Annotated in this window: 22 protein-coding genes; 16 read left to right on the top strand and 6 right to left on the bottom strand. The window is 59.5% G+C overall.

The features are described 5' to 3' along the window. Positions 1-35: 35 nt before the first annotated feature. Positions 36-968 carry a lipid A biosynthesis lauroyl acyltransferase gene (locus AC07XZ_RS15505; RefSeq protein WP_007960061.1) on the bottom strand — a complete coding sequence of 311 codons (933 nt, stop codon included), beginning with the start codon at positions 966-968 and terminating at the stop codon, positions 36-38. A gap of 117 nt (positions 969-1085) precedes the next feature. Here AC07XZ_RS15505 and minC point away from each other — a divergent pair, with 117 nt between their 5' ends. The 8 genes from minC (at position 1086) to AC07XZ_RS15465 (ending at position 8785) form a co-directional block, all read left to right on the top strand. Next, on the top strand, positions 1086-1823 hold the full coding sequence (gene minC, locus AC07XZ_RS15500) for a septum site-determining protein MinC (RefSeq protein WP_102688301.1): 738 nt from the start codon (positions 1086-1088) through the stop codon (positions 1821-1823). A 169-nt stretch (positions 1824-1992) separates the two neighbouring features. Then, entirely contained in the window at positions 1993-2805 is an 813-nt protein-coding gene (gene minD, locus AC07XZ_RS15495; RefSeq protein ID WP_007960065.1) for a septum site-determining protein MinD, read from the top strand. After that, positions 2805-3059 (top strand): cell division topological specificity factor MinE, encoded by a 255-nt coding sequence (gene minE / locus AC07XZ_RS15490; RefSeq protein ID WP_007960071.1) that lies wholly within the window; start codon positions 2805-2807, stop codon positions 3057-3059. Before minD ends, minE begins: the two co-directional genes overlap by 1 nt. A gap of 91 nt (positions 3060-3150) precedes the next feature. Next, positions 3151-3786 (top strand): RluA family pseudouridine synthase, encoded by a 636-nt coding sequence (locus AC07XZ_RS15485; RefSeq protein WP_085748489.1) that lies wholly within the window; start codon positions 3151-3153, stop codon positions 3784-3786. Between the two features lie 383 nt (positions 3787-4169). Then, positions 4170-4781, top strand: coding sequence for a protein kinase family protein (locus AC07XZ_RS15480; RefSeq protein WP_371921038.1), 612 nt, complete (start codon positions 4170-4172; stop codon positions 4779-4781). 169 nt (positions 4782-4950) lie between these two features. Further along, positions 4951-6240, top strand: a complete 1290-nt coding sequence (locus tag AC07XZ_RS15475) for a M18 family aminopeptidase (RefSeq protein WP_007960074.1) — start codon at positions 4951-4953, stop codon at positions 6238-6240. Positions 6241-6372: 132 nt separating this feature from the next. Next, positions 6373-6549: a hypothetical protein gene (locus AC07XZ_RS15470; RefSeq protein WP_165369545.1), complete on the top strand. Its 177-nt coding sequence runs from the start codon at positions 6373-6375 to the stop codon at positions 6547-6549. Positions 6550-6625: 76 nt separating this feature from the next. Then, a complete protein-coding gene (locus tag AC07XZ_RS15465) occupies positions 6626-8785 on the top strand; it encodes a mechanosensitive ion channel family protein (protein WP_102688269.1) in 2160 nt (719 codons plus the stop codon). Positions 8786-8840: 55 nt separating this feature from the next. Here AC07XZ_RS15465 and AC07XZ_RS15460 read toward each other — a convergent pair whose 3' ends face one another. From AC07XZ_RS15460 to AC07XZ_RS15445, 4 genes are all read right to left on the bottom strand, one after another. Continuing rightward, entirely contained in the window at positions 8841-9092 is a 252-nt protein-coding gene (locus AC07XZ_RS15460) for a bacteriocin immunity protein (RefSeq protein WP_102688268.1), read from the bottom strand. Next, positions 9082-10482 (bottom strand): S-type pyocin domain-containing protein, encoded by a 1401-nt coding sequence (locus tag AC07XZ_RS15455; RefSeq protein ID WP_102688267.1) that lies wholly within the window; start codon positions 10480-10482, stop codon positions 9082-9084. Before AC07XZ_RS15455 ends, AC07XZ_RS15460 begins: the two co-directional genes overlap by 11 nt. Beyond that, a complete protein-coding gene (locus AC07XZ_RS15450; protein WP_102688266.1) occupies positions 10483-10953 on the bottom strand; it encodes a hypothetical protein in 471 nt (156 codons plus the stop codon). 577 nt (positions 10954-11530) lie between these two features. Continuing rightward, positions 11531-12244 (bottom strand): UTRA domain-containing protein, encoded by a 714-nt coding sequence (locus AC07XZ_RS15445; protein WP_085732333.1) that lies wholly within the window; start codon positions 12242-12244, stop codon positions 11531-11533. 351 nt (positions 12245-12595) lie between these two features. On the opposite strand from AC07XZ_RS15445, the gene AC07XZ_RS15440 reads away from it, so the two are divergent. The 6 genes from AC07XZ_RS15440 (at position 12596) to AC07XZ_RS15415 (ending at position 17951) form a co-directional block, all read left to right on the top strand. Then, positions 12596-13660 carry an ABC transporter substrate-binding protein gene (locus AC07XZ_RS15440; RefSeq protein ID WP_102688265.1) on the top strand — a complete coding sequence of 355 codons (1065 nt, stop codon included), beginning with the start codon at positions 12596-12598 and terminating at the stop codon, positions 13658-13660. Between the two features lie 181 nt (positions 13661-13841). After that, positions 13842-14648: an alkaline phosphatase family protein gene (locus AC07XZ_RS15435; RefSeq protein ID WP_102688264.1), complete on the top strand. Its 807-nt coding sequence runs from the start codon at positions 13842-13844 to the stop codon at positions 14646-14648. A 5-nt stretch (positions 14649-14653) separates the two neighbouring features. Then, entirely contained in the window at positions 14654-15490 is an 837-nt protein-coding gene (locus AC07XZ_RS15430) for an ABC transporter permease (protein WP_166673444.1), read from the top strand. Then, the gene (locus AC07XZ_RS15425; RefSeq protein ID WP_007960203.1) at positions 15477-16277 is read left to right on the top strand and encodes an ABC transporter permease; all 801 of its coding nucleotides are present in this window, start codon (positions 15477-15479) and stop codon (positions 16275-16277) included. Before AC07XZ_RS15430 ends, AC07XZ_RS15425 begins: the two co-directional genes overlap by 14 nt. Beyond that, entirely contained in the window at positions 16274-17263 is a 990-nt protein-coding gene (locus AC07XZ_RS15420) for an ABC transporter ATP-binding protein (protein ID WP_085748482.1), read from the top strand. The genes AC07XZ_RS15425 and AC07XZ_RS15420 overlap by 4 nt, the downstream gene beginning before the upstream one ends. Before the next feature lie 34 nt (positions 17264-17297). Next, complete coding sequence (locus tag AC07XZ_RS15415; protein ID WP_102688262.1) at positions 17298-17951, top strand: HAD family hydrolase; 654 nt, start codon at positions 17298-17300, stop codon at positions 17949-17951. 45 nt (positions 17952-17996) lie between these two features. Here AC07XZ_RS15415 and AC07XZ_RS15410 read toward each other — a convergent pair whose 3' ends face one another. After that, complete coding sequence (locus AC07XZ_RS15410) at positions 17997-18959, bottom strand: zinc-binding dehydrogenase (RefSeq protein WP_102688261.1); 963 nt, start codon at positions 18957-18959, stop codon at positions 17997-17999. A gap of 181 nt (positions 18960-19140) precedes the next feature. Between AC07XZ_RS15410 and AC07XZ_RS15405 the strand changes: the two genes are divergently transcribed. Further along, complete coding sequence (locus AC07XZ_RS15405) at positions 19141-21225, top strand: carboxy terminal-processing peptidase (protein ID WP_165369544.1); 2085 nt, start codon at positions 19141-19143, stop codon at positions 21223-21225. 134 nt (positions 21226-21359) lie between these two features. Beyond that, the gene (locus AC07XZ_RS15400; RefSeq protein WP_102688260.1) at positions 21360-23150 is read left to right on the top strand and encodes a bifunctional diguanylate cyclase/phosphodiesterase; all 1791 of its coding nucleotides are present in this window, start codon (positions 21360-21362) and stop codon (positions 23148-23150) included. Positions 23151-23238: the final 88 nt, after the last annotated feature.

Here is a 23238-nt window from a genome sequence, read left to right as displayed (position 1 = left end):
CGCAACGCTCCGTGGTGCTTATGGGGATGGGTCAATCAACCGCGTTTGGCGTACAGCTTCGGCTCACCCGGTGGCCGGCTCTTGAAGCGCCGGTGTGCCCACAGGTATTGCTCGGGGCACTCACGCAACACGCCTTCGACCCACTGATTGATGCGGATGCAATCTTCCTCTTCGGTCTCGCCCGGGAAACCTTCCAGCGGCGGATGAATCACCAGACGATAACCGCTGCCGTCGGCCAGACGCTCCTGAGTGAACGGCACCACCAGTGCCTTGCCCAACCGGGCGAACTTGCTGGTGGCGGTGACCGTCGCGGCCTGAATCCCGAACAGCGGCACGAAAATGCTTTGCTTGGCGCCGTAGTCCTGATCCGGTGCGTACCAGATCGCCCGGCCCGCGCGCAGCAGCTTGAGCATGCCGCGCACGTCGTCACGTTCCACCGCCAGCGAATCGAGGTTGTGCCGCTCGCGGCCCTGACGCTGGACGAAGTCGAACAACGGGTTCTTGTGTTCGCGGTACATGCCGTCGATGGTGTGTTGCTGGCCGAGCAGCGCTGCGCCGATTTCCAGGGTGGTGAAATGCACCGCCATCAGAATCACGCCCTTGCCTTCGCGCTGGGCCTTTTGCAGGTGCTCAAGACCTTCGACATGAGCCAGTTTCGCCAGGCGCTGACGCGACCACCACCAGCTCATCGCCATTTCAAAGAAGGCGATGCCGGTGGACGCGAAGTTTTCCTTGAGCAGACGCTTGCGTTCGGCGGCGGACTTTTCCGGGAAACACAGTTCCAGATTGCGCTTGGCAATGCGCCGCCGGTCGCCGGCGAAGCGATACATCAGGGCACCAAGAAAACGACCGATGGCCAGCAAGGCTGGATACGGCAGCTGCACGATCAGCCACAACAGCCCGAGGCCGCACCAGAGCGGCCAGAAGCGTGGGGCAAGAAATGCTTTTCGAAAACGCGGGCGATCCATTAAAGCTTCCGTAAATACAGTGGCCGCGCATTCTACATCGTTCGACCCGGCTTGCGGCCTGCGGGCGTTCTCGTTATAAGTCTCGGCACTTTTAGTGACAAGCCGTTGTATGCCGACATGAGCCAAACCGAACCGCTAGACCAAGATCCCGTGTTCCAGCTGAAGGGCAGCATGCTCGCCATTACGGTGCTGGAGCTGTCCCGCAATAACCTGGACAGCCTCGATCGGCAACTGGCCGCCAAAGTCGCCCAGGCACCGAATTTCTTCAGCAACGCGCCGCTGGTTCTGGCGCTGGACAAACTGCCGCCAAGCGAAGGCGCCGTCGACCTGCCGGGCCTGATGCGCGTGTGCCGCCAGCACGGCCTGCGCACCCTGGCGATCCGCGCCAGCCGCATCGAAGACATCGCCGCCGCCATCGCCATCGACATCCCGGTGCTACCGCCGTCCGGCGCCCGCGAACGACCGCTGGAAAGCGCCGAACCCGTCGCACCGAAGAAGCCGGAAAAACCACCGGAGCCAGCCGTCAAACCGACCCGCGTCATCACCACGCCAGTACGTGGTGGCCAACAGATATATGCACAAGGTGGCGATCTGGTCGTGGTTTCCTCGGTCAGCCCGGGGGCGGAACTTCTCGCCGATGGCAACATCCATGTATACGGCCCGATGCGCGGTCGTGCGCTGGCCGGGGTCAAGGGCGACACCAAGGCGCGGATCTTCTGTCAGCAATTGAGCGCTGAACTGATCTCCATCGCAGGCCATTACAAGGTTTCCGAGGACCTGCGTCGCGATCCGATGTGGGGCTCGGGCGTACAGGTCAGCCTGTCGGGCGACGTGTTGAACATCATTCGGCTTTAACGGATACTGCCGCATTTTCCAAGCATCTCTAAAACGTAGCGAAAACGGCTCAAACGAAGTAGGAAAAAGGCCAAAAGCCGAATTCCAGCCAAGGCTGTCCGACTGCAGTAGTTTTCTAGAGATGTTTTTCAGGGGCTGAACAGTCCTTCTTCCTTAGGGGTGAAACACCTTGGCCAAGATTCTCGTGGTTACATCCGGCAAGGGTGGTGTGGGTAAGACCACCACCAGCGCCGCTATCGGTACCGGCCTCGCTCTGCGCGGCCACAAAACAGTGATCGTCGACTTCGACGTGGGCTTGCGTAACCTTGACCTGATCATGGGTTGCGAGCGCCGCGTGGTGTATGACTTCGTCAACGTCGTGAACGGCGAAGCCAACCTGCAACAGGCCCTGATCAAAGACAAGCGCCTGGAAAACCTCTATGTGCTGGCCGCCAGCCAGACCCGCGACAAAGACGCACTGACCGTCGAAGGCGTGGAAAAAGTCCTGATGGAGCTCAAGGAACAATTCGAGTTCGTGGTCTGCGACTCCCCTGCCGGCATCGAGAAAGGCGCCCACCTGGCCATGTACTTCGCTGACGAAGCGATCGTCGTGACCAACCCGGAAGTGTCATCGGTACGTGACTCGGACCGCATGCTCGGCCTGCTGGCCAGCAAGTCCCGTCGCGCCGAACGTGGCGAAGAGCCGATCCAGGAACACCTGCTGATCACCCGCTACCACCCGGAGCGCGTCGAAAAAGGCGAAATGCTCGGCGTCGAAGACGTCAAGGAAATCCTCGCCGTACGCCTGTTGGGCGTCATTCCGGAATCCCAGGCCGTACTCAAGGCCTCCAACCAGGGCGTACCTGTGATCCTCGATGATCAGAGCGACGCCGGCCAGGCCTACAGCGATACCGTTGATCGCCTGCTGGGCAAGGAAAAAGAACACCGGTTCCTGAATGTCGAGAAGAAGGGATTCTTCGAGCGTCTGTTTGGAGGTAGGTAATGAACCTTTTTGACTTCTTTCGTGCCAACAAAAAGCCAAGTACCGCCTCGGTCGCGAAAGAGCGTCTACAGATCATCGTGGCGCATGAACGCGGCCAGCGCAGCACCCCTGACTACCTGCCATCCTTGCAGAAGGAACTGGTGGAAGTGATCCGCAAATACGTCAACATCGGCAACGACGACGTACACGTGGCACTGGAGAGCCAGGGCAGCTGCTCGATTCTGGAACTCAACATCACCCTGCCAGATCGCTGAGTCGATCCGGCAGGAACGACGGCGGCTCAGGGCCCTTCCGACACCGGAGGGGCCCTGAGCCGCCGTTGGCATTTGTTACGAGGCTGTTTTAATGCCGTTGTCCAACGTCCAAATCATTCATCAGGACGCCGCCGTACTGGTGGTGAACAAACCCACCCTGTTGCTCTCCGTCCCTGGCCGGGCCGACGACAACAAGGACTGCCTGATCACCCGCCTGCAGGAAAACGGCTACCCGGAAGCGCGTATCGTCCACCGCCTGGACTGGGAAACGTCGGGGATCATTCTGCTCGCCCGCGACGCCGACACCCACCGCGAGTTGTCGCGCCAGTTTCATGATCGCGAAACCGAAAAGGCCTACACCGCTTTGGCCTGGGGTCAGCCGGAACTGGACAGCGGCAGCATCGACCTGCCGTTGCGCTACGATCCACCGACCAAACCACGGCATGTGGTCGATCATGAATCAGGCAAGCATGCGCTGACGTTCTGGAAGGTTCTGGAACGTTGCGGCGACTGGTGCCGTGTCGAACTGACACCGATTACCGGCCGCTCGCATCAATTGCGCGTGCACATGTTGTCGATCGGTCATCCGCTGCTCGGTGACGGGCTCTACGCCCACGAGCAAGCGCTGGCGGCCTGGCCCCGCCTGTGCCTGCACGCGAGCATGCTCAGTTTCACTCATCCGCAAAGCGGCGAGCGCCTGCGCTTCGAGTGCCCGGCACCCTTCTGAATCGCGTCTGCCTCTGAAAGCCCTTCCTGATGAAGGGCTTTTTTTTGTCCTGTCAAAATCCCACCGGCAATAGATTGACGTAAAGAACTGTCATAAAATTGTAATCAATTATAAATTTTGGCACCTCGACATCAGGCAGGAGGCCTTTTCCCGTGTTATGCAGTAAAACGCTCCAATCCGAATATCCAATCATCTATGCATTCGGTAACACTACCCTGCACCTGAGCGAACCACCCAGCATCCCGGCGCGCGAGGCCCTCGAGCAGCTGATAAAAAAACGTCGCGCGCGCAAACTGACCCGGGCCAGCGCACCGCTGTCCTCGTGTGAAACCCCGCTCTTTGCCAAGGTCCAGCCATTGGACACTTTCAAGGCAAAGGTGCGAGTGAGCCTGAACAAACCGCAACGCAACGGGCGCTTCGACTGGCCGCTCGAAGAGTTGATGAACTCCCTCGAAGCTCAGCGCCGGGGCGTGGATATGCCGCCATTGAAGGGCTATGGCTATACCCGCAGCAGGCTCGGCCTGACCGAGGAATTTTTCCTTCTGACTCACCTGCTCGAAGGCCATATTGATGGCGCTCAGTGCATCAGACGCAATCCCCAGAACATCGAAGCTTTCATCCTCGACGCGTTTCAACTGCTCAGCTCGCTGGCCAGCAAAAACATCACTCACATGGATTTCTGGGTGGGCAACATCATGGTGCCCGAGCAAACGCACAGGCCACTGAAAGCCATCGATTTTGAAAACTGCTTCGCCGGCCCGACCGCGCACTTGAGTGAAACGCTCGGTTTTCAATTGGGCTTTTTCTATCGTCGGGAAGTCTACAAATTCATTACCGAAGCCGCCTACGATCAACTGGTCGATCAATACCTCAGTGCGCTTCCCGATTTATCTCGAGACAAGTTCGAAGCGGTCTATCAGTCGAGCAAGCATGAAGACATCGGTCGCAAGCAACGCCGTGAAGTCTTCCTCAATGGCAGACTGATCACCGGTTGAGACCCTGCCAGGCAACACCTTGAAGCATGTGTGTGACCAGCAAATCGGCCGTCATGAATGGTGGGGCACAAGCGCATCGGTCATCACTCCTGACAATACCCGCGCAACCACGTCCCAATGGGGCGGAGTGATGCGTTAAACTCCCGCCCATTGCTGTCTGGAGCTTCTTATGCGCGAAGAGTTGAACCAAGGCCTGATCGACTTCCTCAAGGCCTCCCCTACCCCGTTCCACGCCACCGCCAGCCTTGTTCAACGCCTGGAGGCCGCCGGTTATGTGCGCCTCGACGAGCGCGAAACCTGGCACACGGAAGCCAATGGTCGTTACTACGTCACCCGTAACGATTCCTCGATTGTCGCGATCAAGATGGGCCGCAACTCGCCGCTGCACGACGGCATCCGTCTGGTCGGCGCCCACACCGATAGCCCGTGCCTGCGGGTCAAGCCACAACCTGAACTGCAACGCCAGGGCTTCTGGCAGCTCGGTGTCGAAGTCTACGGCGGCGCGCTGTTGGCGCCGTGGTTCGACCGCGACCTGTCGCTGGCCGGCCGCGTCACCTTCCGCCGCGACGGCAAAGTCGAGAGCCAGCTGATCGACTTCAAGGCCCCGATCGCGATCATTCCCAACCTGGCCATCCACCTCAATCGTGAAGCCAACCAAGGCTGGGCCATCAACGCCCAGACCGAACTGCCGCCGATTCTCGCGCAGTTCGCCGGTGACGAGCGCGTGGACTTCCGCGCGGTACTCACCGATCAACTGGCTCGCGAACACGGCCTCAACGCCGACGTGGTGCTCGATTACGAGCTGAGTTTCTACGATACCCAGAGCGCTGCGGTCATCGGCCTGCATGGCGACTTCATCGCCGGCGCACGCCTCGATAACCTGCTGTCGTGCTACGCCGGCCTGCAAGCCTTGCTGACCGCCGACACCGAAGAAACCTGCGTACTGGTGTGCAACGACCACGAAGAAGTCGGCTCCTGCTCGGCGTGTGGCGCCGACGGCCCGATGCTGGAACAGACCCTGCGCCGTCTGCTGCCGGAAGGTGACGAATTCGTACGCACCATCCAGAAATCCCTGCTGGTTTCGGCCGACAACGCCCACGGCGTGCACCCGAACTACGCCGAGAAGCACGACGCCAACCACGGCCCGAAACTCAACGCCGGCCCGGTGATCAAGGTCAACAGCAACCAGCGCTACGCCACCAACAGCGAAACCGCCGGTTTCTTCCGCCATCTGTGCATGGCCGAAGAAGTGCCGGTGCAAAGCTTCGTGGTGCGCAGCGACATGGGCTGTGGCTCGACCATCGGCCCGATCACCGCCAGCCACCTGGGCGTGCGCACGGTTGACATCGGCCTGCCGACCTTCGCCATGCACTCGATCCGCGAACTGTGCGGCAGCCATGACCTGGCCCACCTGGTCAAAGTGCTGAGCGCGTTCTACGCCAGTCGCGAATTGCCGTAGCAAGCAGCCGGGATCGCAGCGTGGAGCTGCGACCCCCCGGCCCGTAAAACCGGCTCATTTCTGATACACATCAGCACCGTCCATCGAAAACCCACCTAGACTTGAATCATTCCCTTCGACAAGGCTGTCGCCATGATCTCGATGTCTGCGTTTCACTCCATGCTCATTCCCATCCTCGGCGGAATGATTCTGCTGGCCATCGGTTTCAACTTCCGTGACAAGAACGCCGGTGTGTTCGCCATGTGGATCGGCATGCTGATGATCCTGGCCACCGTGGTCTACAAGATCCTCGCCAAACTCAACGAATAAATCCGCGCCCGGCTCGCATTGAATCTGGCGGGCTCGTACACTCGCCCGATCCGCCCATTGCGAGGTTGACCGCCTAGTGTTCGCTCGTCTTTTTGCTCTGCCCTGCCTGTTTCTCGTCTGCCTGATGACCCTGATGTCGCCGGCGCCCGCCGACGCTGCCGGTCTGCCGGGACTGCTCACGGGGTCCGGCAAGGCCCAGCCCGAGGCTCAGGAACCGCTCGGCCAGTCGCTGGACGAAGTCATCAAGTCGCTGGAAAACGACAAGCAACGCGCCCAGTTGCTGACCGACCTGAAAAAACTGCGCGATGCCACGAAAAAAGCCCAGGCCAGCCCCGAAGAAGGTGTGCTGGGACTGATCGGCGGCACCCTCGCCACTTTCGAAAAACAGTTCACCGGCGCCGACAGCCCGCTCAATCGCTGGTCCGCCGAATTCGACATGGCCCAGGACGAGCTCAAAGGCCTGATGCTGCCGGCCAGCGAATGGCTGCCGATCATCTTCGCCTTCGCCGTGATCCTCGCGGTCTGGAGCCTGCTCGCCGCCGCGCTGATCTGGCTCGGCCACCGGGTACGCATGCGCTTCGGCCTGACCGAAGAACTGCCGCAAAACCCCCGGGCCCTCGACATGCTGCGCTTCGCCCTGCGCAAGCTCGGACCCTGGCTGATCGCGTTGGTGATCACGGTCTACATGAGCTACGCACTACCCTCGTCACTGGGCAAAAGCCTGGCGATGGTGCTGGCTTACGCGCTGGTGGTCGGCACCTGCTTCTCGGCCATCTGCGTGATCGCCTTCTCTGTACTCGACGGCCCGCACCGCCATCGCGCGCTGTACATCCTGCGTCACCAGGCCTTCCGCCCGTTGTGGCTGATCGGCAGTTTCGCCGCCTTCGGTGAAGCCCTGAGCGATCCGCGACTGGTGGCCGGCCTCGGCGTGCACCTGGCCCACACCGCCGCCACCGTCGCCAACGTGCTCGCGGCGCTGTCGACCGGCCTGTTCATCCTGCGTTTCCGCCGGCCGATCGCCCACCTGATCCGCAACCAGCCCCTGTCCCGCCGCCTGACCCGCCGCGCCCTCAGTGACACCATCGAAATCCTCGGCACCTTCTGGTACGTCCCGGCACTGGTGCTGGTGGGCATCTCCCTGTTCGCCACCTTCGTCTCCGCCGGCGACACCAGCACCGCCCTGCGCCAGTCGCTGATTTGCACCGTGCTGCTGGTGTTGTGCATGGTCATCAACGGCCTCGTCCGCCGCCACGCCCTCAAACCCCAACGCGGACCGAAACGCCACGCGCTGTATTCCGAACGCCTGAAAAGCTTCTTCTACACCCTCGCCCATTTGCTGGTGTGGCTGGCCTTCATCGAACTCGGCCTGCGGGTGTGGGGCATGTCGCTGATCGGCTTCACCGAAGGCGAAGGCCACGACGTCAGCGTCAAACTGTTCAGTTTGATCGGCACGCTGATCTTCGCCTGGCTGATCTGGATCCTCAGCGACACCGCCGTGCACCACGCCCTCACCCGCTCTCGCAAAGGCCTGGCCAACGCCCGCGCGCAAACCATGATGCCGCTGATCCGCAACGTGCTGTTCGTGGCGATCTTCATCATCGCCCTGATCGTCGCGCTGGCGAACATGGGCATGAACGTCACGCCCCTGCTGGCCGGTGCCGGCGTGATCGGCCTGGCCATCGGCTTCGGCGCCCAGTCGCTCGTAGCCGACCTGATCACCGGCCTGTTCATCATCATCGAAGACTCTCTGGCCATCGATGACTACGTCGACGTCGGCGGCCACCTGGGCACCGTCGAAGGCCTGACCATCCGCACCGTACGCCTGCGGGACATCGACGGCATCGTCCACACCATCCCGTTCAGCGAAATCAAAAGCATCAAAAACTACTCCCGCGAATTCGGCTACGCGATTTTCCGCGTGGCGGTGCCCTTCAACATGAGCATCGACGAAGCCATCAAACTGATGCGCGACGTCGGCCAGAAAATGCGCACCGACCCACTGCAGCGACGCAACATCTGGTCGCCACTGGAATTTCAGGGCGTGGAAAGCTTTGAATCCGGCAACGCGATATTGCGCGCAAGGTTCAAGACCGCACCGATCAAACAGTGGGAGGTTTCACGGGCGTTCAATTTGTCGCTGAAACGGCATCTGGACGAGGCCGGGCTGGACCTGGCGACGCCGAGGATGAATGTGCAGGTGATCACGGCGGGCGGTGGAGTGGAGACTGAAAAATAGTTACCGAATAAACCCCAATCGGAATGCACTTCGATTGGGGTCCTTTGATTTGGGCTTACCCTTTGAATCCGGGCATCCCGTTCTCCGCACGCCAGCTCTTCAGCGTTTGGAGTATTCCTTCAGGGCTATCATCTTCGCCATCCAGCGGATAATAAATAATTCCATTACCCCTTGGGAGATCCACTGCAGCGTCAAACTTTTCAACAAGGACCATGTATTCTCTTTCACTGCAGCTGGTTACATAACAGAGACCTTTCAAAAGCTCAAGAAACTCTGACTCCGTATAGTCTTCGAGTTTACGATGCATTTCTTTCTCCTCCACTAGCAGAATGAACTTCCACGTGCTGCTTAGGTGTCAACAATCTTAAGTTATCCATATCGTAGACCGCACCTCCATTCTTGATGAAATCCAGATGATGAATTTCATAAACTTTATTACCGCCTACCTGCTCACCAGGAATGGTAAATGGAGAATGGCCGCGCATTAACCGCTCTCTATTGGTATTGCCAAATTGTGAAGAGAGCTCGGAGTCTGCCCCTACTGCTTTCCAGAAGGACTCTCTGAACGTACTGAAATCGCTGAACTGCCGACCTCTCAATTGCTCTGCAATCTGCGCCGGAATCGCCGCACCATTGCCTTGCGAAGCCGCCTCGAGCCAACCCGTCGCCACTGGCTCTCCGTACCCGGAAGCAATCCCGGAATCGTTTCGCGGATCCCGGAACATGATGTATTGCGGGGGGATGCCGGAATCCGGTGGAAAAACCAGAATCCAGTCATTGAAATCAAAATCACCCAGATCAGGATGACGATCAATTCGCCCCTCGACAGGGACGATGTCGCCGCCGGTATATTGCGCAGGATCCGGTTCGGGAACGGGCAATACAGTCGAACTGTCAGCGGGCGTAATTGACGGCGTCCATACCAATGTTTCTGATGGAATGTCGGTAGTCGTCGCGCGATAGGTGTTGTCCTGCGGGTTGTGAACGGCAGCAATCACCGGCACGCCGGTGGGAAACCTGACGCCATCGACTGGAATGACCAGCAGCTCGGTGTGATCGCCCTCGCCAGCTCTGGAATTGACACGCACGGGCAAATCCAGAGAACCACCGGTAGCCGCGAGCTGACCCAAATCTGGCACGGGACCGGACAGCAGATCGGACAACGGCACGCTGACCAGAAACCGCTTGGGCAGCTCACCGTTTCCCAGAGCGGGCGAGTAAACCAGTGCTGCAACACCCACCATCAAACCCGACACCGTGCCCGCGGCCAGAGCGGATAATCCGGTCGCCGCGGAGCGGATGGCCGCCCGCAATCTCGACCTTGCGCTCTCGCGGATGGAAACCGGCCCGGTCGACGTCGAAAATACAAGTTGCGGATTCCAGGCAGCGCCCTGCAAATGGAAGGCTTGCGCCTCCCGGCGCGCCCGATCCGCGTCGCGCAATCGATCCTCAAGCAGTTGCCGTGCATGCTCATCGGCTTCACGTCGCGCCTGCTCTTCAGCCTTTTGACGAGCTTCATCAACGGCCGCCAGCCGGGCGATTTCTGCCGCTTGCGCGGCTACACGCGCCTGTTCCTCGGCCGCACGCCGAGCCTGATTCTGCGCAGCGATGCGCGCCTGCTCATGTGCAATTCGATTGGCCTCTTGCACCTGCACAGCCGCGATTACATTCCTGACCGTTGCGGACTGACTGTTCAACTAGCCGATGCCTTCTACCAGCAACTTGGCATTGAACAACTCGCTATAGGCCTGGCGAACGCTGACGTTACCGCCACGCCGATTGACCTGCGGTAACCGACCGCCATTGAAAAACGTTTCGACCTGCGCATGGCCAAACCGCTGAATCGCAATGTCCTTCGCCGCGATCAGCGCACCAAACTTTCTGGCGATCAGCGCATCCCGGAAACGCAGCTCACGCGCCAGCGTGTCCAAGGGAGGCAATAAACTCGAATCACCGCCAGCCCTGACCTGGGCAAGTTCAACTTCAAGGATCTGAGGCAGACTTCCGGAAAATGCCTTATAGGTATTTTCCATATCCAGTATTTCCCCCAAGGGGGCAAAATCAATTGCCGGCCCGGAGCCATCACCGAGACCTAAGTAGTGCACATAAACATCTTGATTGTCCGGCCTCACGATTGAAGCTGGAAGCTCAATTCCACGCCGTGCCATAAATACATTCCTCCTTGAATTAAATGCGGTGCTCGACAACCGGAAACAAATTCAAACATTGCGTCCAGCGCCTGGAGAAATGTATGGAAATAACAACCACGGACTGCGGTATATATGTACCTCGCACAAAAAAATCTGTCGCGTCAGATGCAGCCGAACAACAAGTAGGAAACGTCCAGAAATTAAAATCCGGATTCGCCCAATTGAAAAAATCCAACTCAAACAGCAAAACCAACGCTTAAGAGGCACATATCCAGAACACGATGAGCGTTAGCTCAAGAAAAGCTCTTGACGTGCCGGCCCCATCGGAAGGCTGAGTGGAGGGATTGATCCGGAGGTGGGAGCGCAGCGACCGTGCGGCGCAGCCGCATGCATCGAGAGGAGGTGCAGCGAAGCAAACCGTAGGCGATGCCCCCGGATGAATCCCGTAACGAAGGAACACCGAGCCAAAGCGAGGTGCCGAACGCCGGGGCCCAGCGTTTTTGGTTACTTTTTTGGCGTTTGAAAAAAGTGACTCGCCGTAAGGGCGAAACCCTAAGAAGCCGTTACCGCAGCAACGGATATTCACACAAAGCGATCAAACCACATCAACCCCAACGTGTATCGCATCATGCCGCCAAAACTCCAGATCACAATCAATCAACCGCCCAGACTGATCATAATTAACCCGAGCAATCCTCAACCCCGGACTCCCCACTGACACCCGCAACGCCGCCGCCGCATCGACCGATAAAGACGTAGGCACAATCTCGAACCGCACCCGCCCATAGTGCAAATCGTAATGCCGCGCATAAAGCTCGGTAATCGACTGATTCAAATCAAACTCCAGAATCCCCGGAAAAAACTGCGGATTCAGATAATGCTCCACATACAACACCAGCCGCCCATCGATCCGCCGCGACCGGCAAATCTGAATCACGCTCGACAACGCCGGCAATTGCAACCACGCACAGACCGCCGCTGACGCCGGCTGCAAGCGCGCCGAAATCACCTCGGTCGACGGCACCCGCCCCTGCGCACTGACCATCGCGTGAAAGTGACTGCGCTGCATCAGGTTATAGGCCAGACGCGGTGGCGACACGAACCAGCCCCGCCGCTCCTCGCGATAAATCTGCCCTTGCGCCTCCAGCTGCAACAAGGCTTCCCGTACCGTAATCCGCGTCGTGCCGAACAACTCACTGAGCTTGCGCTCGGCCGGCAACTTGCTCCCCGCCGCCAGCAACCCATGGTCGAGTTGCTCCTGAAGGATCTGGCCAATCGCTGTCACCGCTTTTGTTGCCTCATCGCGCATCAACGTTACCTATCTGGACTAGACCAGCACTGTTTCGGGGCAAAACCGCACAGCTATTGCGCCGTTTGGTCATGTTGCAAGCCTAGGCAGTGCAGATGACCGAGAGATGACAAAACTACCGAACGGTCGCCCTGACAACTTGCAATACATCGGCCAAGTCCCTTGCCCACCGGGACTTTGCGGGTGGTCTACGCTTAGCGGGCAGCCGTCGATACAGGAGAAATAAAACGCGGGTCAGGTATCCGCCGACATCAAAGTGTCATCCAGCCCCCCTACATTGGCTCAGGTATTGCTGACCTAGACCAACACAATCCGCAATCGCAGCGTTGAACACGACCAAGGAGCTTCGGAATGAAACAGCTTTTCCTGGCAACACTGTTAGGCTCGACCATTGCCATGTGCACCGCCGCCATGGCGGCTGATGATCTGAAAACCCTCGAAGCCGCTGCGAAAGCGGAAGGTGCCGTCAACAGCGTCGGCATGCCCGATGACTGGGCCAACTGGAAAGGTACCTGGGAAGACCTGGCCAAGAAATACGGCCTGAAACACATCGACACCGACATGAGTTCGGCCCAGGAAATCGCCAAGTTCGCCGCCGAAAAAGACAACGCCACCGCCGACATCGGCGACGTCGGCGCGGCCTTCGGCCCGATCGCGGTCAAGCAAGGCGTGGTGCAACCGTACAAGCCGAGCACCTGGGATCAAGTGCCGGACTGGGCCAAGGACAAGGACGGCAACTGGGCACTGGCCTACACCGGCACCATCGCCTTCATCGTCAACAAGAAGCTGCTGCACGGCTCCGAAGTACCGACCAAATGGGCTGACCTCAAGGGCGGCAAATACAAGGTTTCCATCGGTGACGTGAGCACCGCGGCCCAGGCTGCCAACGGCGTACTTGCCGCTGCGCTGGCCAACGGCGGCGACGAGAAAAACCTCCAGCCTGCCCTGCTGCTGTTCGCAGACATCGCCAAGCAGGGTCGCCTGTCGATGGCCAACCCGACCATCGCCACCATGGAAAAAGGCGAGATCGAAGTCGGCGTGGTCTGGGACTTCAACGGCCTGAGCTACAAGGCCAAGATGGCCAATCCGGATGACTACGTGGTGCTGATCCCGTCCGACGGTTCGGTGATTTCCGGCTACACCACCATCATCAACAAGTACGCGAAAAACCCGAACGCCGCCAAGCTGACCCGCGAATACATCTTCAGCGACGCCGGCCAGACCAACCTCGCCCGCGGCAACGCCCGCCCGATCCGCGCCGAGCACCTGCAACTGCCGGAAGACGTGAAAGCCAAGCTGCTGCCGAACGATCAGTACAAGAAGGTCACCCCGATCAAGGACGCCGATGCGTGGGAAAAAACCTCCAAGGCCCTGCCGCAGAAGTGGAACGAAGAAGTCATCGTCGAGATGAAGTAAGTCGGTAGATCCCCACTGGGTCTGACGCAAAACCCTGTGGGAGCGGGCTTGCCCGCGATGGCAGTTTCACATTCAACACATGAGTTGAATGACATGACGCCTTCGCGGGCAAGCCCGCTCCCACAGGATCCGTGTTGATTTCGAGTTTTCCGATTTATTGTTTCGCGGAGTTTTTGCCCCTATGAAGCACACCGTCATCCTTGTCGTGCTCGACGGCCTCAACTACGAGGTCGCGCGTCACGCCATGGGGCATCTGCAGGCTTACGTTGGCGCAGGACGCGCCGCGCTCTACCAGTTGGAGTGCGAGCTGCCGGCCCTGTCCCGACCGCTTTACGAATGCATCCTCACGGGCGTACCGCCGATCGACAGCGGCATCGTCCACAACAACGTCTCGCGCCTGTCCAACCAGCGCAGCATCTATCACTACGCCCGTGATGCCGGTCTGAAAACCGCCGCTGCGGCGTACCACTGGGTCAGCGAGCTCTACAACCGCTCGCCGTTCGTGGCAGCACGGGATCGGCATACCGATGACCCGACGCTACCGATCCAGCACGGCCACTTTTACTGGAACGATCACTATCCGGATTCGCACCTGTTCGCCGACGCCGAAAACCTGCGCCTGCGCCATGCACCGGACTTTCTGCTGATCCACCCGATGAACATCGACGACGCCGGGCACAAGCACGGCCTCGACACCCCGCAATACCGCAACAGCGCGCGCAGCGCCGACATCATCCTCGCCGACTACCTGCAAGGCTGGCTCGACGCCGGTTGCCAGGTGCTGGTGACCGCCGACCACGGCATGAACAACGACCGCTCGCACAACGGCCTGCTGCCGGAAGAACGCCAGGTGCCGTTGTTTGTACTCGGTGACGCCTTCAGCTTAAACACCGACGCCACGCCGAAGCAGACCGACATCTGCGGCACCGTCTGCGAACTGCTCGGCGTGCCCCACGACAAACCTGTGTGCCGGGAGTTACTCAAGTGAACTCAATGACTCGCGGTAAATGGCTGGCCGCCCTGTGCCTGGTGCCTTTCGCACTGTTCTTTATCGTGTTCGAAATCGCCCCGCTGATCTGGGTGATGATCAACAGCCTGCAATCGGAAGAATTCGGTTGGGGCTTCACCAACTTCAGCAAGATCTTCAGTTCGAAGTTCTATTTGCAGGCGATCCAGTACAGCCTCGAAATCAGTTTCTGGTCGAGTGTGTTCGGCATCATCATCGCGGTGCTGGGCGCCTACTCCCTGCGCCGGGTCGATTCGAAGCTGCGCAACTTCGTCAACGCCTTCGCCAACATGACCAGCAACTTCGCCGGCGTGCCGCTGGCGTTTGCGTTCATCATCCTGCTCGGCTTCAACGGCAGCATCACCATCATGTTGAAGCAGGCCGGGATCATCGAGGACTTCAACCTGTACTCGAAAACCGGGTTGATCATTCTCTATACCTACTTCCAGATTCCCCTCGGCGTGTTGCTGCTGTACCCGGCATTCGACGCACTGCGTGAAGACTGGCGCGAATCCGCCGCACTGCTCGGCGCTGACGGCTGGCAGTTCTGGCGCCACATTGGCCTGCCGGTACTGACCCCGGCCCTGCTCGGCACCTTCGTGATCCTGCTGGCCAACGCCCTTGGCGCCTACGCCACGGTCTACGCGCTGACCACCGGCAACTTCAACGTATTGCCGATCCGGATTGCGGCGATGGTCTCCGGCGACATTTCCCTCGACCCGAACCTGGCGAGCGCCCTGGCCGTGGTGCTGGTGGCGCTGATGACCCTGGTGACCGTCGTGCATCAACTGCTGCTGAAGAGGAGCTACCATGTCTCGCGCTGAATCCGGCCCGGCCGGCGTCTACCACCGCGTCGTGGTCTATCTGTTGTTCGCCATCCTGCTGCTGCCGCTGGTGGGCACGCTGATCTACTCGATCGCCAGCAGTTGGTCGGCCACCATCCTGCCCAGCGGTTTCACCTTCAAGTGGTATATCCAGTTGTGGAGCGATCCGCGTTTTCTGCACGCCTTCGGTCAGTCGCTGCTGGTGTGCGTCGGCGCGCTGATCCTGTCGGTGGTGCTGATCCTGCCGCTGCTGTTCGTGGTGCATTACCACTTCCCGAAACTCGATGCGCTGATGAACATCCTGATCCTGCTGCCCTTCGCCGTACCGCCGGTGGTGTCGTCGGTGGGCCTGTTGCAGCTCTACGGTTCCGGGCCGTTCGCGATGGTCGGCACGCCGTGGATCCTGATCGGTTGCTACTTCACCGTGGCGCTGCCGTTCATGTACCGGGCGATCACCAACAACCTGCAAGCGATCAACCTGCGCGACCTGATGGACGCCGCCCAACTGCTTGGCGCCAGCACTTTTCAGGCAGCTTTCCTGGTGGTGCTGCCGAACCTGCGCAAAGGCCTGATGGTCGCGTTGCTGCTGTCGTTCTCGTTCCTGTTCGGTGAGTTCGTGTTCGCCAACATCCTGGTCGGCACCCGCTACGAAACCCTGCAGGTTTATCTGAACAACATGCGCAACAGCAGCGGCCACTTCACCAGTGCGCTGGTGATCTCCTACTTCTTTTTCGTGCTGGTCCTGACCTGGGTCGCCAACATCTTGAACAAGGACAAAAGCGAATGAGCTATGTCAGCGTCCAACACCTTCAGAAAAACTACGCGGGCACCACGGTGTTCAGCGACATCAACTGCGAAATCAACAAGGGTGAATTCGTCACCCTGCTTGGTCCGTCCGGTTGCGGCAAATCCACCCTGCTGCGTTGCATCGCCGGGCTGACGCCGGTGGATGGCGGCAAGATTCTGCTCGATGGCGTCGACATCGTGCCGCTCACCCCGCAGAAGCGCGGGATCGGCATGGTGTTCCAGAGCTACGCGCTGTTCCCCAACATGACCGTCGAACAGAACGTCGCCTTCGGCCTGCGCATGCAAAAGGTCAACGCCGACGACAGCCACAAGCGGGTTGCCGAAGTGTTGAAACTGGTTGAACTCAACGATTTCGCCAGTCGCTATCCGCATCAGCTGTCCGGCGGCCAGTGTCAGCGTGTCGCCCTCGCCCGTTCGCTGGTGACCCGTCCGCGCCTGTTGCTGCTGGATGAACCGCTGTCGGCCCTCGATGCGCGAATTCGCAAACACCTGCGCGAACAGATCCGTCAGATCCAGCGCGAACTTGGCCTGACCACGATCTTCGTCACACACGATCAGGAAGAAGCCCTGACCATGTCTGACCGGATTTTCCTGATGAATCAGGGAAAAATCGTACAAAGCGGCGATGCCGAAACCCTCTACACCGCACCGGTCGACGTATTCGCCGCCGGCTTCATCGGCAACTACAACCTGCTGGATGCCGAGAGTGCCTCCAAGCTGTTGCAGCGGCCGATCAATCACCGCATCGCGATTCGCCCGGAAGCCATTGAACTCAGCCTCAGCGGTGAACCCGATGCGCAAATCCGCAGCCACAGTCTGCTGGGCAACGTGATCCGCTACCGCGTCGAAGCTCGGGGCGTGGAACTGGTGGTGGATGTGCTCAACCGTTCGGCGGCGGATCTGCATCCCGATGGTCAGCGCCTGTCACTTTCCATCGATCCCACCGCTCTGTGTGAGGTAGCCTGATGACTTTGCTGACACCCAAGAGGGAACTGAACTGATGGCCCTGGCAATTTTTGATCTGGACGAAACCCTGATCCACGGCGACTGCGCCACCCTCTGGAGCGAGCAGATGGGGCGCCTGGGCTGGGTCGATCCCGAGTCGTTCATGCGCCGGAACAACGAGCTGATGGACGCCTACAGCCATGGCAAGTTGCGCATGGAAGACTACATGGAGTTCAGCCTCGAACCCTTGATCGGCCGCACCCCGGAAGAGGTCGATCACTTGGTCGGGCCGTGGGTGGAAGACTTCATCGAGCCGATCATCTTCAGCGACGCGACCAAAACCATTGCTGCCCACCGCAAGGCCGGCGACCGGATTCTGGTGATCTCGGCCTCGGGTACGCACCTGGTCAAACCGATTGCCGATCGACTGGGCATCGACGAGGTGCTGGGGATCGAACTGGAAGTGGCGCATGGCGTTTACAGCGGCCACACCGTGGGCACCCTGACCTACCGCGAAGGCAAAATCACCCGCTTGCTGGAATGGCTGGATGCCGAAGAGGAAAACCTTGAGGGCGCGAGTTTCTATTCCGACTCACGCAATGATCTGCCGCTGCTGCTGAAAGTGGATTTTCCGCATGTGGTCAATCCGGATCCGGTCCTGCTTGCAGAGGCCGAGAAGTCCGGCTGGCCGATCCACCTCTGGAAGTAAGCGGTTGTCTTGTGGGAGCAAGCCTGCTCCCACAAGCATCAACGATCAGCTCAGGCTTTCGTCGATCACCAGCACCAGCTTCCCCGCCACCGTGTTGCTCGCCAGCTCGGCAAACGCAGCCTCGGCATCCTTGATAGGGAAGGTCTTGGCCAGTTGCGGCTTCAGGCGACCTTCGGAAAACAGTGGCCACACGTGCTGGCTCAGATCGCTGAACAGATCGGCCTTGAACTGATCTTCACGGCTGCGCAGGGTCGAGCCCAGCAGTTGCACGCGCTTGGCCAGCACCTGGGCCAGATCCAACTTCGCCTCGCGGCCGCCCATCAGGCCGATCAGCACCCATCGGCCGTCCTGAGCCATCAACTTAAGGTTCAAAGCCGAATAATTGCCGCCCACCGGATCCAGAATCACATCGAACGGCCCGAAATCCCGCAGGCTTTCCAGATCGTCGGTGCGAACCACCCCGCCCTGGGCCCCCAGCGATTCGCAGTAGGCCAGCCGCTCGGCCGAGCCGACGCTGACCCAGCAGGGATTGCCGAAAGCCTTGCACAGTTGAATGGCGGCTGAACCGATACCACTGGCTCCGGCGTGCAGAAGAACTTTCTCACCCGGTTTGAGCGCAGCGAGTTGAAACACATTCAGCCAGACGGTCGCGTACACCTCGGGCAACGCAGCGGCCTCGATCAGCGATACACCTTCCGGAACCGGCAGCACATGCCTTCCGTCGACGACCACCTCTTGCGCCATCCCGCCCCCGGCCAGCAAGGCGCAGACCCGGTCACCGACCTGCCAGGACGAGCCTGCGCCGACCTCGCTGATCACCCCGGAACACTCAAGACCCAGCACCTGGCTGGCACCTGGAGGGGGTGGATAAAGTCCAGCTTTCTGTAATAAATCCGCGCGATTGAGGCCCGCTGCCGCCACCCGGATGCGAACTTGTCCTACATCACATGTAGGACTTGGTTCATCAACCCATGCCACTTGACCTTCAACGCCTTGCAATGCCTTCACAGTGCCTCCATAGTGAGTCTGGACTGAGCCCGAAGATGTAGCGCCGGGCTTTTTGCATTATGCGACCGGCCCTGGGGTCTGAACGAACGCTGAACAGCAGTTATCGTACAGAGCGTAGAGGTACCGGCGACTTCAAAGACGGCCTAATATGCGTTATCAATTGTCCCCGCGTCGAATCAGCATGAAGCATCTGCTCCCCAGCACCGCCCTCGCTCTTTTCATCGGTATCGGTCTGTTGCCGGTGTCGGGCACCACATTCGCAGCCAACAGCTGGGACAAGTTGCAGCCTGATCGCGACGAAGTGATCGCCAGTCTGAACGTCGTCGAGTTGCTCAAGCGTCACCACTACAGCAAGCCGCCGCTCGACGATGCGCGCTCGGTGATCATCTACGACAGCTACATCAAGCTGCTCGACCCGTCGCGCAGCTACTTCATGGCCAGCGACATCGCCGAATTCGACAAGTGGAAGACCCAGTTCGACGACTTCCTCAAGAGCGGCGACCTCAACGCCGGGTTCACCATCTACAAGCGCTACCTGGACCGCGTGAAGGCGCGTCTGGACTTCGCCCTTGCCGAGCTGAACAAAGGCGTCGACAAGATGGACTTCACCACCAAGGAAACCTTGCTGATCGATCGCAAGGACGCTCCGTGGCTCAAGTCCACCGCCGAACTCGATGACCTGTGGCGCAAACGCGTCAAGGACGAGGTGCTGCGGCAGAAGATCGCCGGCAAAGAGCCGAAGCAGATCCAGGAAACCCTGACCAAGCGCTACAAGAATCAACTGGCGCGTCTGGACCAGACCCGCGCCGAAGACATCTTCCAGGCGTACATCAACACCTTCGCCATGTCTTACGATCCGCACACCAACTATCTGTCGCCGGATAACGCGGAGAACTTCGACATCAACATGAGCCTGTCCCTCGAGGGTATCGGCGCCGTGTTGCAGAGCGACAACGACCAGGTGAAAGTCGTGCGTCTGGTGCCGGCAGGCCCGGCCGACAAGACCAAGCAGGTTGCTCCGGCCGACAAGATCATCGGCGTTGCCCAGGGCAACAAAGAGATGGTCGACGTGGTCGGCTGGCGTCTGGATGAAGTGGTCAAGCTGATCCGTGGCCCGAAAGGCACCGTGGTGCGTCTGGAAGTCATCCCGGCGAGCAATGCGCCGAACGACCAGACCAGCAAGATCGTGCCGATCACCCGTGAAGCGGTGAAGCTCGAAGACCAGGCCGTGAAGAAGTCCGTGCTGAACCTGAAACAGGACGGCCGAGACTACAAGCTCGGCGTGATCGAGATTCCGGCCTTCTACCTTGACTTCAAGGCCTTTCGTGCCGGCGATCCGGACTACAAGAGCACCACTCGCGACGTCAAGAAGCTGCTGACCGAACTGCAGAAAGAGAAAGTCGACGGCGTGGTCATCGACCTGCGCAACAACGGCGGCGGTTCCCTGCAGGAAGCCACCGAGCTGACCAGCCTGTTCATCGACAAGGGCCCTACCGTGCTCGTGCGTAACGCCGATGGCCGGGTCGATGTACTTGAAGATGAAAACCCGGGCGCCTTCTACAAAGGCCCGATGGCGCTGCTAGTCAACCGTCTGTCCGCCTCGGCTTCGGAGATCTTCGCCGGCGCCATGCAGGACTACCACCGCGCGCTGATCATCGGTGGCCAGACCTTCGGCAAAGGCACGGTCCAGACCATCCAGCCGCTGAACCATGGCGAACTGAAACTGACCCTGGCCAAGTTCTACCGGGTTTCCGGTCAGAGCACCCAGCATCAGGGCGTACTGCCGGACATCGATTACCCGTCGATCATCGACACCAAGGAAATCGGCGAAAGCGCCCTGCCGGAAGCCATGCCGTGGGACACCATCCGCGCGGCGATCAAACCGGCGAGCGATCCGTTCAAGCCGTATCTGGCCCAGCTGAAATCCGAGCATGACACCCGTTCCGCCAAGGACGCGGAGTTTGTGTTCATCCGTGACAAGCTGGCCCTGGCGCAGAAGCTGCTGGAAGAAAAAACCGTCAGCCTCAATGAAGCCGAACGCCGTGCCCAGCACGCCGACATCGACGCCAAGCAACTGGCGATGGAAAACATCCGTCGCAAGGCCAAAGGCGAAGAACCGCTCAAAGAGCTGAAGAAAGAAGACGAGGACGCCCTGGCGGCCGCCGAGCCGGACAAGGTCAAACCGGAAGACGACGCCTACCTGAGCGAGACCGGGCGCGTGCTGCTGGATTACCTCAAGCTGAGCAATCAGGTCGCAAAGAAGTAAGGTGATGGCAATTTAATGCTGACGATCCCCGGATCGTCATCAAACAGTCATCATTCTGTCGTGCAATAAAGGACTGGGAGCTGTTCTCTTCATCGAGAACGCTCCCAGTCCTTTTTTTATCGCCAGAGATTGCCATGACCACGACCGAACAGCTGAGTGCCTTGAGCTCGATCCTGACTCAAAGCGGATTACACAGCCTGTTCCAGCCGATCATTTGCCTCTCTGAACGGCGCATTCTCGGCTACGAAGCCCTGACCCGCGGCCCGTCCAACAGCCCGCTGCATTCCCCCATCGCCCTGTTCGCCGTGGCCCGCCAGGCCGGACGCTTGAGCGAACTGGAAATCGCCTGCCGCCAAAGCGCCTGTCGCCGTTTCAACGAACAGCAGTTGCCGGGCAAGCTGTTTCTCAACGTCTCTCCCGAATCCCTGCTCGAAGCCGCGCACCAGCCGGGGCGCACGCTGCAGCTGCTGCAGGATTTTGGTATCCCGCCGAGTCAGGTGGTGATCGAACTCACCGAACAAACGCCGATCGATGACTTTCAGTTGCTGCAAACTGCGCTGCATCACTATCGGGCGATGGGTTTTTCGATTGCCCTCGATGACCTTGGGGCTGGTTATTCGAGCCTGCGCCTGTGGTCGGAGCTGCGGCCGGATTACGTGAAGATCGACCGGCACTTTATCGATGGCATTCATCAGGACGCATTGAAACGCGAGTTCGTCGGATCGATCCTGCAAATCGCCAAGGCCTCGCGGGCACAGGTGATTGCCGAAGGCATCGAACTGCCGGAAGAGCTGGCAGTGCTGACCGAGATGGGTGTGGATCTGGTGCAGGGATACCTGCTCGGCCGCCCTCAGGAACACCCGCCGCGCGATGCCCGCGCCTTGATGCCCAAGCACGACAGCAGCGCCGTCACATTGAACGATGAAGGCAGCGACCTCAGCGCCCTGCTCAACGATCAACCGGCCGTGAATCGCGACACACCGACCGCTACCGTACTGGAAGCCTTCCGCCGTCAGGCCAACCTGAACTCACTGGCGGTGCTCGACGAACAGGGTCAGCCATGCGGCATCGTTCATCGTCACTCGCTGTCCGATGCGCTGCTCAAACCGTTCGCCACCGACCTGTTCGCCCGCAAACCGATCAGCCGCCTGATGAACGACGACTTCCTCGCCGTGGAAATGAGCCAGTCGCTGCAACAGGTCAGCCGTCTGATCACCAGCCGCGCCCGGCAACGCATCGAAGAAGACTTCATCATCACCCTCAACGGCGGTTACCTGGGCCTGGGCCGGGTGATTGACGTGCTCAAACTGATCACCGAACTGAAAATCCAGCAGGCCCGCTATGCCAACCCGCTGACGTTGCTGCCGGGGAATGTTCCGATTCAGCAGTGCCTGACACGGTTGCTGCAACAGGGACGGGAGTCGGTCATTTGTTATGTCGACATCGACAGCTTCAAACCCTTTAACGATATCTATGGGTATGGGCGTGGGGATGAGGTATTGCTGTGTCTGGCGCAATGCCTCAACGAACGCGTCGACCCATCCCGGGATTTCGTTGGCCACATCGGTGGTGACGATTTCCTGCTGGTGCTCGGCCCGGAGGATTGGCGCAAACGGCTGAACCAATTGCTTGATGATTTCCAGAGCCAATGCCGGCGTTTCTACCGCCCGGAACATCTGGAGGCTGGGTGTTTTGTTGCGCCGAACCGCCAGGGCATTCGTCAGGAGTTTCCGTTGCTGTCATTGTCCATTGGCGTGGTGCATTTGCATCCCGAAGCGTGTGCGCAGCTGGATGCGAGTCAGTTGGCGGAGATGGCTTCGCAGGCGAAGCATCATGCGAAGAATGTTCCGGGGTATAGCGTGCATTTGATTGATAGCCTTTTCGCTCAGCCATCTACAGAAGCACTTACACTCGGACATCGGTGATTCGACATAACCGAATTCGTGCAACCAGCATCTTCACCCTATGAATGCCCCCAAAACTTACAAAATCGCAGCGACCACCAAGTCGCGC

The sequence above is a fragment of the Pseudomonas sp. GW458-11-26-14-LB4 genome (assembly GCF_059423925.1).
Note: the sequence above shows the minus strand (reverse complement) of the source record. Positions and strands in the feature narration are given on the sequence as shown.

What these genes read in the sequence shown, in the direction of transcription:
- AC07XZ_RS15505 (WP_007960061.1), bottom strand. Translation starts at nt 968, where the DNA reads ATGGATCGCCCGCGTTTTCGAAAAGCATTTCTTGCCCCACGCTTCTGG.
- minC (WP_102688301.1), top strand. Translation starts at nt 1,086, where the DNA reads ATGAGCCAAACCGAACCGCTAGACCAAGATCCCGTGTTCCAGCTGAAG.
- minE (WP_007960071.1), top strand. Translation starts at nt 2,805, where the DNA reads ATGAACCTTTTTGACTTCTTTCGTGCCAACAAAAAGCCAAGTACCGCC.
- AC07XZ_RS15485 (WP_085748489.1), top strand. Translation starts at nt 3,151, where the DNA reads ATGCCGTTGTCCAACGTCCAAATCATTCATCAGGACGCCGCCGTACTG.
- AC07XZ_RS15475 (WP_007960074.1), top strand. Translation starts at nt 4,951, where the DNA reads ATGCGCGAAGAGTTGAACCAAGGCCTGATCGACTTCCTCAAGGCCTCC.
- AC07XZ_RS15470 (WP_165369545.1), top strand. Translation starts at nt 6,373, where the DNA reads ATGATCTCGATGTCTGCGTTTCACTCCATGCTCATTCCCATCCTCGGC.
- AC07XZ_RS15460 (WP_102688268.1), bottom strand. Translation starts at nt 9,092, where the DNA reads ATGCATCGTAAACTCGAAGACTATACGGAGTCAGAGTTTCTTGAGCTT.
- AC07XZ_RS15450 (WP_102688266.1), bottom strand. Translation starts at nt 10,953, where the DNA reads ATGGCACGGCGTGGAATTGAGCTTCCAGCTTCAATCGTGAGGCCGGAC.
- AC07XZ_RS15445 (WP_085732333.1), bottom strand. Translation starts at nt 12,244, where the DNA reads ATGCGCGATGAGGCAACAAAAGCGGTGACAGCGATTGGCCAGATCCTT.
- AC07XZ_RS15440 (WP_102688265.1), top strand. Translation starts at nt 12,596, where the DNA reads ATGAAACAGCTTTTCCTGGCAACACTGTTAGGCTCGACCATTGCCATG.
- AC07XZ_RS15435 (WP_102688264.1), top strand. Translation starts at nt 13,842, where the DNA reads ATGAAGCACACCGTCATCCTTGTCGTGCTCGACGGCCTCAACTACGAG.
- AC07XZ_RS15430 (WP_166673444.1), top strand. Translation starts at nt 14,654, where the DNA reads ATGACTCGCGGTAAATGGCTGGCCGCCCTGTGCCTGGTGCCTTTCGCA.
- AC07XZ_RS15425 (WP_007960203.1), top strand. Translation starts at nt 15,477, where the DNA reads ATGTCTCGCGCTGAATCCGGCCCGGCCGGCGTCTACCACCGCGTCGTG.
- AC07XZ_RS15420 (WP_085748482.1), top strand. Translation starts at nt 16,274, where the DNA reads ATGAGCTATGTCAGCGTCCAACACCTTCAGAAAAACTACGCGGGCACC.
- AC07XZ_RS15415 (WP_102688262.1), top strand. Translation starts at nt 17,298, where the DNA reads ATGGCCCTGGCAATTTTTGATCTGGACGAAACCCTGATCCACGGCGAC.
- AC07XZ_RS15405 (WP_165369544.1), top strand. Translation starts at nt 19,141, where the DNA reads ATGAAGCATCTGCTCCCCAGCACCGCCCTCGCTCTTTTCATCGGTATC.
- AC07XZ_RS15400 (WP_102688260.1), top strand. Translation starts at nt 21,360, where the DNA reads ATGACCACGACCGAACAGCTGAGTGCCTTGAGCTCGATCCTGACTCAA.